At 64.4% G+C, this 16,334-nt stretch carries 16 protein-coding genes; all 16 read left to right on the top strand.

Going from position 1 to position 16,334, the window contains the following annotated elements:
- Positions 1–6 precede the first annotated feature (6 nt).
- Positions 7–1,128: a glycine cleavage system aminomethyltransferase GcvT gene (gene gcvT / locus ACIQTZ_RS22645; protein WP_402984358.1), complete on the top strand. Its 1,122-nt coding sequence runs from the start codon at positions 7–9 to the stop codon at positions 1,126–1,128.
- Between the two features lie 433 nt (positions 1,129–1,561).
- Positions 1,562–1,945: a glycine cleavage system protein GcvH gene (gene gcvH, locus ACIQTZ_RS22640; protein ID WP_402984355.1), complete on the top strand. Its 384-nt coding sequence runs from the start codon at positions 1,562–1,564 to the stop codon at positions 1,943–1,945.
- On the top strand, positions 1,942–3,261 hold the full coding sequence (gene glyA, locus ACIQTZ_RS22635) for a serine hydroxymethyltransferase (RefSeq protein WP_402984354.1): 1,320 nt from the start codon (positions 1,942–1,944) through the stop codon (positions 3,259–3,261). Before gcvH ends, glyA begins: the two co-directional genes overlap by 4 nt.
- A gap of 1,057 nt (positions 3,262–4,318) precedes the next feature.
- A complete protein-coding gene (locus ACIQTZ_RS22630; RefSeq protein ID WP_402984351.1) occupies positions 4,319–5,746 on the top strand; it encodes an L-serine ammonia-lyase in 1,428 nt (475 codons plus the stop codon).
- 103 nt (positions 5,747–5,849) lie between these two features.
- Positions 5,850–6,857, top strand: coding sequence for a lipoyl synthase (gene lipA, locus ACIQTZ_RS22625; protein WP_402982384.1), 1,008 nt, complete (start codon positions 5,850–5,852; stop codon positions 6,855–6,857).
- A 620-nt stretch (positions 6,858–7,477) separates the two neighbouring features.
- Positions 7,478–7,933 carry a hypothetical protein gene (locus ACIQTZ_RS22620; protein WP_402984348.1) on the top strand — a complete coding sequence of 152 codons (456 nt, stop codon included), beginning with the start codon at positions 7,478–7,480 and terminating at the stop codon, positions 7,931–7,933.
- A 93-nt stretch (positions 7,934–8,026) separates the two neighbouring features.
- Positions 8,027–8,893, top strand: coding sequence for a hypothetical protein (locus tag ACIQTZ_RS22615; protein WP_402984345.1), 867 nt, complete (start codon positions 8,027–8,029; stop codon positions 8,891–8,893).
- 1 nt (position 8,894) lies between these two features.
- The gene (locus ACIQTZ_RS22610; protein ID WP_402984342.1) at positions 8,895–9,404 is read left to right on the top strand and encodes a hypothetical protein; all 510 of its coding nucleotides are present in this window, start codon (positions 8,895–8,897) and stop codon (positions 9,402–9,404) included.
- On the top strand, positions 9,401–10,672 hold the full coding sequence (locus tag ACIQTZ_RS22605) for an Ig-like domain-containing protein (RefSeq protein ID WP_402984339.1): 1,272 nt from the start codon (positions 9,401–9,403) through the stop codon (positions 10,670–10,672). Before ACIQTZ_RS22610 ends, ACIQTZ_RS22605 begins: the two co-directional genes overlap by 4 nt.
- A gap of 277 nt (positions 10,673–10,949) precedes the next feature.
- On the top strand, positions 10,950–12,002 hold the full coding sequence (locus ACIQTZ_RS22600; RefSeq protein WP_402951576.1) for an FUSC family protein: 1,053 nt from the start codon (positions 10,950–10,952) through the stop codon (positions 12,000–12,002).
- A gap of 267 nt (positions 12,003–12,269) precedes the next feature.
- Entirely contained in the window at positions 12,270–12,779 is a 510-nt protein-coding gene (locus ACIQTZ_RS22595; RefSeq protein ID WP_400333092.1) for a MarR family winged helix-turn-helix transcriptional regulator, read from the top strand.
- A gap of 54 nt (positions 12,780–12,833) precedes the next feature.
- Complete coding sequence (locus ACIQTZ_RS22590) at positions 12,834–13,253, top strand: hypothetical protein (RefSeq protein ID WP_400333095.1); 420 nt, start codon at positions 12,834–12,836, stop codon at positions 13,251–13,253.
- Complete coding sequence (locus tag ACIQTZ_RS22585) at positions 13,250–14,170, top strand: serine/threonine-protein kinase (RefSeq protein WP_402984336.1); 921 nt, start codon at positions 13,250–13,252, stop codon at positions 14,168–14,170. The genes ACIQTZ_RS22590 and ACIQTZ_RS22585 overlap by 4 nt, the downstream gene beginning before the upstream one ends.
- A gap of 65 nt (positions 14,171–14,235) precedes the next feature.
- Positions 14,236–14,496, top strand: coding sequence for a GlsB/YeaQ/YmgE family stress response membrane protein (locus ACIQTZ_RS22580; protein ID WP_397326500.1), 261 nt, complete (start codon positions 14,236–14,238; stop codon positions 14,494–14,496).
- Positions 14,497–14,663: 167 nt separating this feature from the next.
- Positions 14,664–15,956, top strand: coding sequence for a hypothetical protein (locus ACIQTZ_RS22575; protein WP_402984333.1), 1,293 nt, complete (start codon positions 14,664–14,666; stop codon positions 15,954–15,956).
- Between the two features lie 217 nt (positions 15,957–16,173).
- Positions 16,174–16,334, top strand: a 161-nt coding sequence (locus ACIQTZ_RS22570; RefSeq protein ID WP_402984391.1) for a SipW-dependent-type signal peptide-containing protein, incomplete at its 3' end; no start/stop codon positions are given.

Below are 16,334 nucleotides of genomic sequence, written 5' to 3'. Positions count from 1 at the left end.
CCCGACATGTCTGAGAACTACACCGCTCTCTACGAGCAGCACAAAAAGGCCGGCGCTTCCTTCACCGACTTCGGCGGCTGGCAGATGCCCCTCAAGTACGAGTCCGAGCTTGCTGAGCACCACGCCGTGCGCAACGCCGCAGGCCTGTTCGATCTCTCCCACATGGGCGAAGTCTGGGTCACCGGTCCTGACGCCGGCGCCTTCCTGGACTACGCACTGGTGGGCAAGCTGTCCGCGATCGCCGACGGCAAGGCCAAATACTCGCTGATCTGCAACAACGACGGCGGGATCATTGACGACCTCATCACGTACCGACGCGGTCCCGAGAAGTACCTCGTGGTTCCGAACGCGGGTAACGCTGCGGTTGTGGCCGCGGAGTTGCTGAAGCGTGCCGCCGGGTTCGACGTTGTGGTGGAGGACGCCACCGCTGAGACCTCGCTGATCGCTGTGCAAGGTCCCAACGCCGAAGCCATCCTGCTGACGTTGGTGCCCGTCGAGCAGCACGCACTGGTCACGGAGCTGAAGTACTACGCAGCTGTCGAGGTCACGATCGCCGGTGACGAGCTCCTGCTGGCCCGCACCGGGTACACCGGCGAAGACGGCTTCGAGATCTATGTCCCCAATGAGGCCGCTCCCTCCCTGTGGGAGGCGTTGCTGGAAGCCGGCGAAGGCCACGGCCTGATCCCCGCCGGCCTCGCAGCCCGCGACTCCCTGCGCCTCGAAGCCGGCATGCCGCTCTACGGCAACGAGCTCTCCCGCCACGTCAACGCCTATGCCGCCGGACTCGGACCCGTGGTTGCCCTGGCCAAGGAAGGCGACTTCGTGGGTAAGGACGCGCTGGCCGCGATCAAGGCAGCCGGTGTCGGCGCCACGATCGGGCAGAAGCTCGTGGGCCTCAAGGGGGCCGGTCGTCGTGCGGCCCGCGGCCATTACTCGGTCCTCAAGGACGGTTCCCTGATCGGCGAAGTGACCTCAGGGCAGCCGAGCCCCACGCTCGGTTACCCGGTAGCACTGGCGTATGTCGACGTCGAACATTCCGCTGTGGGCACCGTGGTTGAGGTGGACCTCCGCGGAAAAGCCGAGCCGTTCGAAGTTGTGCCGCTGCCGTTCTACAAGCGTTCCAAGTAGCTCGGCGACGCCGTGGGTCACCTGGCCCGTCGGGTCCGGCGTCCTCTGCGGGCTCGGTCGCAGTTGCACCCGCTGAGCGGATGCGATGCTCCCTTAGACGCCCGCTGCCGGACCCCGGACCCGAAGGGGCGCTCTTGTCACATGTTCGGCGGGTGGCTTGGGCGCTGTGTGAACTACTAAGCGTTGGGGATGCGGGTCAACCTGCCGCAGGTTGGTTCCAAGCGGTGGTTTGCGGTTTTCCCATGGCGAGTGGCGTGGTGGTGACGATCGGCGGGCGAGGAAGCGGATCCCGGAAGCGGGCGTCTAAGGGAGCGACACGTCCGCTCAGCGGGCGTCCTCGCGACCGAGCCCGCGGAGGGATCCGGTTCCCCGCCACCCAACCGGGTTCCAGGACACAAAGAGTTTCTAGACAAACGAGAAGTTAGGAATTGATATGAGCAAAGTTGTTGCCGAGCTGAAGTACTCGGCTGAGCATGAGTGGGTTGCTGCCGATGAGGGTGGGCCTGTGGGGATTGGGATCTCCGCGGTGGCCGCCGATGCACTGGGCGACATTGTGTATGTGGACCTGCCCGAGGTCGGCTCCACGGTGACCGCGGGGGAGACCTGCGGCGAAGTGGAATCCACCAAGTCAGTGTCCGACCTGTACTCGCCCGTGACCGGTGAAGTGACCGAGATCAACGACGCCGTGGTGGACGATCCCGCACTCATCAACAACGATCCCTACGGTGCCGGCTGGCTGTTCAAGGTTGCCGCCACTGAAGAAGGCCCGCTCATGACGGCCGAGGAATACGCCGCAGCCAACGGAGGTGAACTGTGAACCCGGTATCCGTGACCGAATTCGAGCAGGTCGTCTCGCCGTCGTTGGACGCCCAGCTCTCCGAGCTGGACCCGGAGATCGCGGCAAAGATCGACGACGAACTCGGCCGCCAGCGCGGGGGCCTGGAAATGATCGCCTCCGAGAACCACACCGCGGTTGCCGTGATGCAGGCGCAGGGCTCGGTGCTGACCAACAAGTACGCCGAGGGCTACCCGGGCAAGCGATACTACGGCGGATGCGAACACGTTGACGTGATCGAACAGCTCGCGATCGACCGCATCAAGTCGCTGTTCGGTGCCGAGTACGCGAACGTGCAGCCGCACTCCGGTGCCCAGGCCAACGCCTCCGTGATGCACGCGCTCATCAAGCCGGGCGACACCATTATGGGCCTGAACCTGGCGCACGGCGGCCACCTCACGCACGGCATGCGGATCAACTTCTCCGGCAAGCTCTACAACGTGGTCCCCTACGGCGTTCGCGAGGACACCCACACCGTGGACATGGCCGAGGTTGAGCGCCTGGCGCAGGAGCACAAGCCCGCACTCATCGTTGCCGGCTGGTCCGCTTACGCGCGGCAGTTGGACTTCGCCGAGTTCCGCCGGATCGCCGATTCTGTTGGGGCTTACTTGATGGTGGACATGGCGCACTTCGCCGGCCTGGTTGCCGCGGGGCTGCACCCCTCGCCCGTCCCGCACGCCCACGTCACCACCTCCACTACCCACAAAACCCTGGCCGGTCCGCGTGGAGGCATCATCCTCTCCAACGACGCCGACATCGCCAAGAAGATCAACTCGGCTGTCTTCCCCGGCCAACAGGGTGGCCCGCTGGAGCACGTGATCGCGGGCAAGGCCGTGGCATTCAAGATCGCCGCGTCCGAGGAATTCCGTGAGCGCCAGTCCCGTGTCCTGGCCGGTGCCCGCATCCTCGCCGAGCGCCTCGTGCAGCCGGATGTGGCAGCGGCAGGTATCTCCGTTGTCAGCGGCGGAACCGACGTGCACTTGGTCCTCGTGGACCTGCGCAACTGCGAACTCGACGGCCAGCAAGCCGAAGACCGCCTCGCCGCGATCGACATCACCGTCAACCGCAACGCCGTCCCGTTCGACCCGCGCCCACCCATGGTCACCTCCGGCCTGCGCATCGGCACGCCTGCGTTGGCTACGCGCGGATTCGGTGAAGCAGCCTTCCGCGAGGTTGCGGACATCATCGCCGAAGCCTTGATCGCCGACGCCGATGCGGACCTTTCGGGCCTGCGTCACCGCGTCGAGACCCTGGCTGAAGCTCACCCGCTGTACCCGGGAGTTGCGAACCTGGGCTGAGTCTCGGTGCGTTGGCCCTGCGGGCCTGACGTCCTCCGCGTGCTCGGTCGCGTGGGCCCGATGGGGCCGACATCCTCCGCGTGCTCGGTCGCGAAAACGCCCGCTGAGCGGACATGACGCTCCCTTAGACGCACGCTTCCGGATGCCGGCCCCATAGGGGCCGGCGGTCGGGTGGCCGATTCGGATGGCCAAGGTGCCGGGGGACCTTCAGGTGTTTCGGCGCGATGGGCGGTGTGCGAGTCGGTGTCGTTCGCTGGCTGGCGGTAAATGGTCTACCTGCCGAGGGTGTGCCCGGGCGCAGGGTTGGGTTGGATGTGGGTTCGCTCTCCGGTTTGTGGGTTTGATTGTTGGGGGTCTACCTGCCCGGGGTGTGCCCGGCCGGTGGTCCGGGTCGAAGTGGCCGAGACGGGTTCGCGGGTTCGTTTGTTGGGAAACGGATCTACCTGCCCGGGGTGTGCCGGGGCGGGGGTTGGGTTGGATGTGGGTTCGCTCTCCGGTTCGTGGGTTTGGTTGTTGGGGGTCCACCTACCGGGGGTGTGCCGGGGCGCGGGTTGGTTTGGGTGTGGGCTCGTTCACCGATAAGGGGGATTGCTGCGGGGTGTGCCGTGCGCACGGCATGTTTGGCAGCGGAACCTCGAAACGGAGGTGACCTGGAGGTGGCCCCTTTGGGAGTGGGGTCCGGCAGCGGCCGTCCAAGGGAGCTTCGCGTCCGCCCAGCGGGCGCCTAAGCGACCGAGGCCGCAGAGGACCCCGCTCCCGACGGGCCGTTGGTGAGGCTGGTGGTCGCCCGAGTGGTTGCTGGTGAGGCTGGTGGTCGCCCGAGTGGCCGCTTGAGTGCCGGCCGTTGCCTGGGGCCGCAGCGCACTCGCTGCATATTGATCTACCCGGGTGGGGCATTCGCTGGGAACGGATGCCCCACGTCATTACCGGGTTTGGAGGTTCGCACTGGGACCTCCACGGGGGCTGGGCCGCCTTGGCTCGGGATTTGGCCCGGCCCCCACATTCTTGTTTTGCCTCGCATCTTGTTTGTCCTTCAACCCCGAAAGGGATCCCGGCCATGGCTGTTGGTGTTTTCGATTTGTTCTCTGTGGGTATTGGTCCGTCGAGTTCGCATACGGTGGGTCCGATGCGTGCTGGGGCGGTGTTTGCCCGGGAGTTGGTTGAGTCGGGTGTGTTGTCTGCTGTGGCGGGGTTGCGGGTTGATTTGTATGGTTCGTTGGCGGCGACGGGTAAGGGGCACGGGACGTTCACGGCGGTGTTGCTGGGGTTGGAGGGGTTCGAGCCGGAGTTGATTCTGCCTGATGAGGTGGAGGAGCGGTTGGCGGCGATCGCGGAAACGGGCCAGCTGAACCTGGCTGGTGCTGTTGGTGGTTCCGGGGCGGGCGGTGGTGTCCGTTTGCCGTATGCGGTGGGGGATATGGTGCTTCATCCGTTGACCGTGCTGCCGCGGCATACGAACGGGATGAAGTTCGCCGTTACCGATGCCGAGGGGAATGTCCTCAAGGAAGCGACGTTCTTCTCGGTGGGCGGCGGGTTCATTGTGCGTGAGGGCGAGGAGGACTCGGCTCAGGCGGAGCTCGACGAGTCAAAGCAGGAGCTTCCGTTGCCGTTCCGGACCGCGGCGGAGTTGTTGGGCCGGTGCCAGTCCAAGGGGTTGGGGATCAGTGACATCATGCTGATCAACGAACGCGCGTCCCGGTCCGAGGAGGAGATCCGGGAGGGGCTCTTGCATATCTGGTCGGTGATGCAGGCCTGCGTCGAAACCAGTTTGAAGCGCGAAGGTGTGCTGCCCGGCGGACTGAGGGTCCGCCGTCGTGCTCCCGACTGGCTGGAGCGCCTGTTGAAGGAGGACAAGGACCGGAACGATCCGAAGTATTGGCAGGAGTGGGTGAACCTGATCGCTCTTGCTGTGAATGAGGAGAACGCTTCCGGTGGGCGGGTGGTGACGGCGCCGACGAATGGTGCGGCGGGCATTATTCCGGCGGTGTTGTATTACGCGTTGCATTACGCCCCGGGCATGGATCAGGCGTCCCAGGCGGACCGTGATGATGTGGTGGTCAGGTTCTTGTTGGCTGCTGGTGCGGTGGGTGTGTTGTATAAGGAGCAGGCGTCGATTTCCGGTGCTGAGGTGGGGTGCCAGGGTGAGGTGGGGTCGGCGTCGTCGATGGCTGCTGCGGGGTTGGCTGAGGTGATGGGTGGTTCTCCGGGGCAGGTGGAGAACGCGGCGGAGATCGCGATGGAACATAACCTGGGGCTCACGTGTGATCCGATTGGCGGGTTGGTGCAGATTCCGTGTATTGAGCGGAACGCGATTGCTGCGGCGAAGGCGATCAACGCGGCGAAGATGGCGCTCTGGGGGGATGGGACGCACCGGGTGTCGTTGGATGAAGTGATCGTCACGATGCGTGAGACGGGCAAGGACATGTCCCATAAATACAAGGAAACCGCGATGGGCGGCCTGGCCGTCAACGTCGTCGAATGCTGAGATTGCCAGGCCCGCTTTGCGCGTTAATTCCGCAGCGGGGATGTACAACGGGCCCACAACGCACAGTCGGCACGAATCTACAGAACACAACGAAGGAACTCCCATGACATTGGCACCTGAAGGCCGTAAGTTGCTGCGCGTCGAGGCCCGCAACGCCCAAGTCCCTGTTGAGCGTAAGCCTGAGTGGATCAAGGCGAAGGTCCAGATGGGGCCGGAGTTCGTGGGGTTGAAGAACCTGGTGAAGAAGGAAGGCCTGCACACGGTGTGTGAGGAGGCCGGGTGCCCGAACATTTTCGAGTGCTGGGAAGACAAGGAAGCGACGTTCCTGATCGGCGGGTCCGAGTGCACGCGGCGCTGTGATTTCTGCCAGATCGATACCGGCAAGCCCTCCCCGCTGGACCGGTTCGAACCCACCAAGGTGGCCCGGTCCGTGCAGGCCATGCAGCTGCGGTACGCCACCGTGACCGGGGTGGCCCGTGACGACCTCGAAGACGAAGGCGTGTGGCTGTACGCCGAAACGGTCCGCAAGATCCACGAACTGAACCCCGGCACCGGGGTGGAGTTGCTGATCCCGGACTTCTCCGGCAAACCCGAACACATCGCCGCGATCTGCGAGTCCAAGCCCGAGGTGTTCGCGCACAACGTCGAGACCGTGCCGCGGATCTTCAAGCGGATCCGTCCCGCGTTCCGGTACGAGCGGTCCCTGGATGTCATCACCCAGGGCCGGGACCTGGGCATGGTGACCAAGTCCAACCTGATCCTGGGCATGGGCGAGACCCGGGAAGAGATCTCCGAAGCGCTCCGGGACCTGCACGCCGCGGGGTGTGACCTGATCACGATCACCCAGTACCTGCGCCCGTCCGAGCGGCACCTGCCCGTGGACCGGTGGGTCAAGCCCCAGGAATTCGTGGACCTCCAGCACGAGGCCGAAGAGATCGGCTTCCTCGGGGTCATGTCCGGGCCCCTGGTCCGCTCCTCCTACCGGGCCGGCCGGCTCTGGGCCACCGCGATGCGCAAAAAGGGCTGGGACATCCCCGAAGCCCTCGCCCACATCGAGTCCTCCGGCACCACCCGCCAGGAAGCCTCCACCATCCTCGCCGCACACGGCTAGCTAAAACCGCAGCACCGCAGCGGGACTGCGAATCCGCCTGCATGACGGAAGTGTTCGAGTCAGGCGCGGAGCAAAAACAGCAAAGAAGTACGACGGCGGTCTGGTCACCTCGCGAAGGCGACCGGACCGCCGTCGTGGTTAAGTCACACACCCGGACCGTTCGAATATCAGCGCAGTTTTCGCTCAAGACAGGCACAAAGTTCGCGCAGCACGCTCGGGAGGCCCCGGCGGGGCGAGAGCCAGGCCCCAAAATTCAAGTACAAAGCAAAGGGTCCTTTTCATCGAGCGGGAAGGGCGTGTGCGGGAGCGGTGCCCGCGCGTGCGAAGCCCAGTGTTGGCGCGGAATCGAACAGCAGGCCAGCACCATCAGCGTGACCCTGGCGTGCTGCAACGGGTCAACGAAACCAAGTAGCCGGACTTCCCAAAACTGAGTACTTGCCTGCGGAATGAAGGTATTTCCAGCCCCTTGTTCGAGAAGAAAAGTGGGGTACACCCAAGAGTAGTCAGGGCTCTTGCGAGAGCTGAACCATTGGGGGCATCGCTTCATCCGACCAGCACCGGCGGATGGTGGGGGTTGCGCCGCGGCTCCCCGGCAGATCGATCAACCAAGGAGTCAAATCATGCGCAAGCTTTCCAAGAAGAGCCGTGTCACTGCTGCCGTCGCAGGCGTGGCACTCGTCGCCGTCGGTGGCGGCGCAGCCTACGCTTACTGGACCACCACGGGTTCCGGAAGCGGCTCAGCCACGAACTCCACCGGCGGCGGTACGGTCACGCTGCACGCCACCTTTGCGGGCGGCTTGGCGCCAGGCAACCAGGTCAATGTTGCTTACACTGCGGACAACTCCACCACCACCGGCACTGTGGTTGGTGCACTCACGGCGAACGTCACCACCAACGTTGCCAGCTGTCTTCCGGCGTGGTTCGAAGTCACTGCGGTGACCAGCAATTCACTCGTCGCCGCCAACGCGACCGGCACATCTGTGGGCAGCGGCGTCCTGAAGTTCAACGACAACGCCACCGTGAACCAGGACGCCTGCAAGTCGGCGATCGTGACGGTCAACGTCACCAGCAACTAACACTCCGCCAGCCGGGGACCGCCTCGAACGAGGAAGGCCCCCGGCTGGTTCGTCCCGTCAGGATCCCATCGCTTCAGCCCGGAAGGAGACCCCATGGCCCAGCTCCCAGTGTTTGGCACAAGCTTTTTCCGTGGACCCGGAGCAGCAATCCGCGCATCCATCCTGGGACTGCTGGTTGTGTTGGCCGTGGTGACCACCCTGGCCGCCTGCGGTGTCCTTCGTGTCGGGCAAAGTGGTGGGCCGGCCGCGTCAGGGAATGGATCCAAGGGCCTGACCGTGGCGTTGTCACCTGCCAGCCGCAGTGTCGATCAAGGACAGTCGGCCACGTACGAAGTATCTGTTTTGGCTACGGGTAGTTTCTCCGGGACCGTCTCTCTGTCCACCGCCGGACTCCCCACGGGAACGACGGCGGGTTGGTCGCCGTCGTCGGTGGTTCTGGCATCCGGCGGTTCGGCAAAAGCGACTCTGACCGTCTCGACGTCACCCACCACACCCGCGGGAAAATCCGACTTCACCGTGACCGCAACCAGCGGGGCGGTTCAGTCCAACACGGCGAAAGCGCAGTTGCAGGTCAAGGAGGTCAAGAGGACCTTCGGCGTTTCCGCTTCGCTGTCCGGTGCGCTCGCTCCCGGTGTTTCCCTCCCCCTGGACCTGCAGATCTCGAACCCTGAACGCAAGAGCATTGCCGTGACGAACCTCGCTGTCGCCATTGGCCAGGTAGTGCGCACGCCTGCAGCTGTTGCAGCGGGCCTTCCCTGCAGTGCTGCTGACTACAGCATCACGCAGTACACCGGGGCTTATCCGCTTGCCGTTCAACCCGGTCCCAGCTCACTTTCCGGCCTGGGCGTAGCCGAAACGGGCTGGCCCCGGATCACCATGCTGGACACCCCTCTCCTTCAGGACGGTTGCAAAGGCGCCACCCTCCAACTCACCTACTCCGGCACGGGACAGGGCAACTGACATGGACTTCTCCCGCGCGCCTCGAGTCAGGCCCACGCAGCCAGGCAGGTTCGCCCGAACGGCGGCGGCCACGGTTGCCTTGTGCGTCCTGGGCGGCGTTGGTTCCGCTTACGCCTACTGGGCCACCACCGGGACAGGCGCTGGCGCTGCGACTAATGGGACCATGCAGACTGTCACGGTGGTTGCACTCCTCGGTGGTGACACTCCCCAAAACAGCCTCGTCCCAGGCGGGAACGCGGACGCCATACTCCGCGCCACCAACCCCAATCCGTACGCCGTCACCGTCATCGGCGTCACGCCGAATGGGGCAGTCACGGCCGACGCCTCCCATCCTGGCTGCACCACAACAGGCGTGACGCTTACGCCGGCGCTACCCCAGCAAGTAACCATTCCAGCCAATTCTTCGGCGCTATTGAGGCTCCCGAACGCGGCAAGCATGAGCACAGCCTCGCTGTCTGCCTGCCAAGGCTCCCTCTTCAGCGTCCCAGTCACCGTGGAGGTCAAGAAGTGAACCGCCGAGCAAACCAAGGAGCCCCGGAGAAGTTCACCATGGGCCGGTGGAACCGGGTCATGGTGGTCTTGCTCGGAATACTCCTGGTTTCGTGGGGTGGTCCTGCGGCCAGCGCATTCTGGACGACTGTCAGCAGCAATGCTGGCGGAGCCAAAGCGGACACGGTGGCGCAGGGAGCCAAGCCGGTCGCAACAGTCGGGCTTGCCGGCAATGTGACGGTCACCTGGGCGGCAAGTTCGACGGCGGCTGGAAAGCCAGTGGCCGGTTACAGCATCTCCCGCTACACCTCAGCAAGTGGCGGAACCAAAGTGGCTGGATCCGGCACCTGCACTGGAACGGTGTCGGCCCTGAGTTGCACGGACACGGCTACTACGGGTACCTGGTACTACGCCGTGACGCCGATGATCTCCCAGTGGCAGGGCAGCGAGAGCCTGCGGAGTACCGCGACCACGGTGGACGCAACAGCTCCCAACGCACCATCTGTGAATGCACCGACGCTGATCACAGCTTCCAACGTTTCCAATGTGTCGGTGACTGGCACGGCTGAAGCGAACTCGACAATTGTGCTGACCGTCACCGACGCGGGCGCTGCACACACCGTGACGCAGACCCGTACGGCGAACGGCTCCGGCAGTTGGTCCACCAGCGGCCTGAATCTGAGCACTCTCAACGACGGCACAATAACGTATTCCGCCCGGGCCACCGACGCCGCAGGCAATACGAGCCAGCCCGGCCTGGATACGTCCAGTAAGGATGCCACGGCCCCAACCGTCACGAACATCCAACTCGGCAACGGTGGCGGCAACCTCGGCAAGGTCGAAGAAAACGACACCATCACCGTCACATACTCGGAAGCCTTGGACGCCAGTAAGGTCTGCAGCGCCTGGTCAAGCGACACCGCTACTCAGACCATCAGTGGCAGCAACCAGGTGACGGTTACCATCAACTCGTCCGACAGCCTCACTGTCAGCGTCACGAACAGTGCCTGCAACACCTTCCGTTTCGGCACAGTGTCCCTTGGCAAGGACTACGAGAACTCCGGTTCGGTGACGTTCAGGGGGTCCTCTACCAGTGCGTCAGTCTTGGTGTGGAACCCAACGACGAAGACCCTAACCATCACGTTGGGTGCCCTCTCTTCGGGAAGCCCCAACACAACAGCCCAAGGAGCGGCCGCAGCCAAGTTCACGCCGTCGTCCGGGTTGTCGGATATCGCGGGCAATGCCCTCTCCACTTCACAGTTCATCAGTCCGAACGCTACGAGCTTCTAGACTCCGGAGCTTGTGTGCAGGCGACCACCTGGTTTGCCCTTCCAGGACGGAACCTGCACGCAAGCTCCGGGCCGTGCGGTCTGGGCTTGGGGCCTCGTCCTCTGACTCTGTCCGACGGAGCAGTTGCTGCCAGCAGCCTGCGGCCAAAGCCGTCCGTGATAAGGCGCACTAAGCGCCGATAAACCCGGGGTTGTCCGCGGGGCCGGGCGTAAGATTCGAAGCGGACGCCAGTGCCGCCGTCGTGCGTTTGATCCTGCGACGAAAGGCGAGCCGCCCCTTGAAGGCTGTAGCGGAAATGTTCACGATGGGTCCCGGTAACAAGGACCATCACCCGGCCCTCCGCTGCGCTGTTGGTGTTTTTGTTCCGCTGATTACGCTGTTGCTCATGGGTCGCCTGGATCTAGCGGTGTTTGCCTCGTTCGGTGCGTTTACGGGAATTTACGGCCGGAACGAGCCGCACAGCCTCCGCTTCCGCAGCCAGCTCCGGGCAGGTGGCTTCATGCTTTTGGTGATCCTCCTGGCGACGTTGACGGCACGGGTGGCACAGTCGCTCGGGATCGACGGAACCGCGTATTCCTGGCTCCTCACCGCCGTGACCACGCTGGTTGCGGGCCTGTGTTCCGTGGTTGTTGCGGCGTGGCGGCTGCGTCCGGGCGGCTCGCTCTTTCATATCTTCGCCTTCGCCGCGATTGCGTCCATTGCCGCCCAGCCACCGCTGTGGGAGGCGATGCTCGTTTCCGTGCTGACCACCGTCCTGTGCTTGCTGATCGGGATGTCGGCCCGCGTGGTCAAGAGCCACCGCACGCCGTGGAAGCGCCCGCCCCGTATCCGGCACACGCCGCTTGAGAGGCGCGCATTCTGGCTCGAGGGTGGTGGGTACCTCGTGGCCGCGGGCCTTGCAGGAACCATCGCGACGCTGGTGGGTGAGCGGCTCGGTTTCGGGCACACCTACTGGGCCATGGTGGCTGCAGTGGTTCCGCTCGTGGGCCATTCCACCAGGCACCGCGTCAGCCGCGGCATCCAAAGAATCGCGGGCACCGTGATTGGCTTGGTTCTGCTGGCCGGTATCTTGTGGCTCAACCCTGCACCCTGGGCCATGGTGTTGGTGATCGCTGCCTGCCAGTTCGGCGCCGAGCTCTTCATTGCGCGGCAGTACCTCGTGGCCCAGGTCTTCGTGACGCCCCTGGCCTTGTTCGCCACGTTGCTTGCAGCTCCCGTCGATCCCGGGCTGCTGCTGCGCGACCGCATCGTCGAGACAGTGATCGGTGCCGCCATCGGCGTCGCGGTGGTGGTGGCGCCTGCCGTGTGGCGTCGGTTGGGCCCGGCCTGACGACGCCTTCCTGCTGAATGCGGGGCCCTTCCAAACGTGCGGCAGGCGAATAGGCGGCACGGCCAACGCGCGGACTGTCTCTCGCGCGTGGCCCCCGCAGGTGCGCGGTCGGAGCCCGGCAGGTGCGCGGCCTTATATTGGGCGCGGTTCGGCAGACGCACGACGTCGGCCTGCCCGCCTCCGTCGTGAAAGGTTGCTGACTCCGTACCCTTCGCTAAGATGAAAGAACTTAGACAACCGTGTTACTCGTCTAACGAAGGATTTTTCATGACAGCGAATGCCGTTAAGGAAGGATATTGGTACGGGCAGGAGACCGCAGCGGTCGAAGTACTGAATGCGCTGCGGGATTACCGCAGTGCGGAGGCTGCAATGCGGCGGCGCACCGGATCGTCCATGGGGATGGGTGAAACCGACCTGCTCGCCTTGCGCTACCTGCTCGAGAACGAGCGTGCCGGCAGGGATGTGGGGCCGAAGGAGCTTGCTGCCCGCTTGGGTATTACCTCCGCGTCGATGACCACCCTGGTGGATCGATTGGTCAGGTCCGGGTATGTTGTGCGCGAACCCCACCCCACTGACCGGCGTGCCCTGGTGCTGCGGCCCACGAAGGGCTCCGACCTTGAAGTTCGCAACACCCTCAGCGGGATGCATGGGCGGATGCTGGATGTCGCTGCTTCCCTGAGCCGCGGCGAATCCTTGGTGGTTATGGACTTCCTGCGTCGCATCCGCGAGGCGATTGATCAGGTGGAACCCGACGTAAAGCCAACTGGACAGAATTGATAAGTACACATATAACTAGATAGTCGAGTTACTTACCAGGGTGTGGGAGAGACAATGACTGTCGTAGTGAGGGAGCACGCTCCCGCGGATGAGCCGCTTCGCGGAACGGATCACGTGCACCATGGAGACGCGTGCCAGGACGTGTCCGTCCTCGCTGGACCCACGCACTGTGGCTCCAGCATGGCGATCTCTTCCGGGCCGGGCAGTGCCTCAATGCAGTGGACCTCGGTTGAGCCGATATGGCCCGAATGGGCTTGCGGTTGCGGATTCCGGATGGACATCGATGCCATGGATCCCGTCAGCAGTGTATGGGTAGCGGCCCAGCGTTGGCAGAGCCTTGAACACGAACTGGCCATCGCAAGGAACACCTTCCAATTGGCCTTCAAGAAAGCTGTGGACAGCGGACTTGAGCGCGAAGCGTTGGCCCGGGCAGTCGGAGTTGTCCCAGCGGACGTAGAAGCACTCCTTCAGTGACTTCGCTCGTTACACCAACCGGCCCCACAAAGCCGGGAACACCGCCGTCGAGCCTGCATCACGAAGCGATGGGCTCGGAAGCGGCGGCTGGGAGCGGAAGCCACAGCCTGCTGCTGGGCGGGCGATACCGGCTGGGGCGCTGGCTCGGTGGCGGATCGGAAGCCCAGGTGCACCAAGCGTGGGACGAGCGGACGGGAACGTTGCGCGCAGCCAAGATCTTCCGTGGAGCTGAAACCCTTGACCCGCAGCCCGGCACGTCCACGGCTTTCCACCAGGAGTTGCACATTCACAGGCGCTTGCGTCACCGGAACATCGTCCGGCTGCGCGATTCGGGCGAGCTGGCCGTCGAAGGGCAGGTCCGGAACTTCGTGGTTATGGATCTGGTGGACGGCAAGGACCTCCGGGCCGTCCTGCGCGAGGCTCCTGCCGGGCCGCTTCCGACCATGGCGTGGATGAGCGATGTTGCCAAGGCGCTCGCTTACATCCATCGTCGCGGCGTGGTGCACAACGACATCAAGCCCGGGAACATCCTGGTCCCGGGCACGACAGATGCGGGGCGGGCGATGCTGACCGACTTCGGCATCGCCATCAGTCCGGGCCACGCGCCGCGCAGTTCGTCGTCGGGGACGCCCCACTACATGAGTCCCGAAGCTGTCCGGGGTGAAACGCCTACCCCGGCCAGCGATATCTATGCCCTGGGATTGGTGACCCTTGAGTGCCTCACCGGCACCAAGGCGTTTCCAGGGCCTCCGCTCGAGTCCATGGTGGCAAGGACGTTGAGCGAACCACGGGTTCCCGGCACGGTCCGGCGGCGCTGGTCCATGGTGTTGCACGCCATGACAGACCCCGACCCTGCCGGCAGGCCGTCAGCCAGCCAAGTCGTCGGTATGTTCCGGCGACTCCGCTGGCGGGCATAAATGAGGGTTCCTGGTAAGCGCCGAACGGCGTAGCCAAGGGCCACCGCACGAGAGAAAGAAGAAAAATGGGATTCTTTGGATGGATCATTCTGGGCCTCATCGCCGGTGCTATCGCCAAGGCCATCAAGCCGGGCAAGCAGGGTGGCGGACTGCTGGCGACCCTGCTCCTCGGAGTGGTGGGCGCAATCCTGGGCGGCTGGATCGGAAGCGCACTCTTCAACGTGGGCATCAACGAGTTCTGGTCGCTCTCCACGTGGCTGCTGGCCATTGGCGGCTCCCTGATCGTCCTGATCATCTGGGGACTGCTGACACGCAAGAAGGCCTGACCGCCTGAAACGTTGAGGGCCCCGGCCCGGTTGTGACTTGCTGACAACCGGGCCGGGGCCTCTCGCGTTCCGGTCATAATCCGATGGTTCGGCCCGCATTGTGGGCCACGTTCGACGCGCGGTTACGCTGCACCGTAACACCGCCTCTTCGGACGCCAGGACCATCCATGACCCTCATTGCCGCAGTTGCCACCCCCGTTAGCCCCGACGTGAAACCGGGTGTCAGACGGACCATTGCAGGGACCGTCGTTGGCGCCTTTGGCATAGCCGCAGTGATCGTCGGTTTCGCCGGGTTGCTCCTTCTGACCGCCCCGCAATCGCCGCGGATCGGTCCGGTCTTTTCGGGGTGGGCTGAAGCTGTGGACCAATCGCCCTTGTCCGCCCTTCGGTGGCTCGTGGGCGACATGACCGAACCGTTGTTCTACAAATCCGAACTCGCCACTATCGGGCTCCTGGCAGGCGCCTTGATCGCGTGGTGGGCCGGCCGCCGTCGTTGCCGTTGGGCGGGCGAATTGAGCTACGGCACCGGGCTGTGGCCGTGGGTGATGGCATCGGCGTGTCTCAGCCTCCTGATCTCCAACGCAGCTTTCGGTTGGATGCTCGACGGCGGGTGGCAGCCGACGTTCGTCCCTTTTGTTTGCGTCGCGCCCGCCGTGGTTCTGGTTCACGGTCCCGGATGGAAGACGTGCGTGACGGGGGCGGTGCTCGGAGCCGCCAGCACCACACCCTTGGCGGTGCTCTTAAGTGCTCTGTTATCGGACCCTCTGGGGTTGCCGTCCTCAGTGGCCAACGTCGCGGCGATGTCCATCGGGACAGCGGTGTCGTTCCTGGTCATCCAGCGAATGCCCGGGCTGGTGGGGGCCACACAAGGTGCTGCCGGCGATCGTGAAGACGTACCGGGGTTGCTGGCCGGTGGGGACCCTTTGCCTGCAGACGGGATGCCGGAGGCAGCAGCGAAACCGTGCCCACCGGCGTCGGGAATGTCTTTTCGGAACGAAGTCCACTGGGCTGCGAGGCGGGTCCTCAAGGACTTCACGGAAACGTTCTTCTTCGCGAACGAGGTGGCGGGCATCGGAGTGATCCTGGGGGTGGCGGCCGCTTTCGTCCTGAATCCGGCCCTTCCTGCCTACGGCTCCCACCTGGTGCCCCACATCCTGTGCGCCCAGGCCATTGCGTCGGCGGTGGGCGTGGTGCTGTGGCGGGGATGGTTCCGTAACGGCGGCTGGGCGGCCACCTACGCTCCTGTGGTTTCGGTGGCCCCGGCCGCGGTCCTTGCTTTCAACGGATCCTGGGCCTCAATCATTGGCGGCGCCTTCCTGGGTGCACTGCTGGCACCACCCCTTGCCCGTCTGGTGGCATCTTGGCTGCCTTCCGGTTTTCATCCGGTGATCGGCAACACCGCGGCCATGGCCGTTTCGACGGCGGTGGTCCTTCCGGTGCTGGGGCTCCTGCCGCACTGAGTGCATGGTTCCTGTGGAAATCGGCTTCCAGGACGACTTTCGGCACGCGGTCGAGGCCTCGAAACTCTTGAGGCTTTCCTGAGGAACTGTTGATTGATTGCAGGAGGGGTTCTTGAGGTGGGGCCGTCAGAGTATTTCTTGTCAGCCAGTAAGGCTGGAAACAAGGAATCGGCCGTCCGGGGAAACGGTGGCCACTTTGAAAAGGACACTGATTCACATGGCCATCAGCCTCAAGACCACCTCCGGCAAGATCCTCGCCTCCGTCGCCCTGGTCGGCACCGCAGCCGCCGTCGCCGGGATGGGCACCTACGGTGCGTTCACTTCCTCCACCTCCGCTTCCCAGGCCGTGACCGCCGGGACCGTGACCATCGCCCTGGG

The sequence above is a fragment of the Paenarthrobacter sp. NPDC090520 genome (assembly GCF_044769205.1).
In the GTDB taxonomy this organism is placed as follows: Bacteria; Actinomycetota; Actinomycetes; order Actinomycetales; family Micrococcaceae; genus Arthrobacter.
Note: the sequence above shows the minus strand (reverse complement) of the source record. Positions and strands in the feature narration are given on the sequence as shown.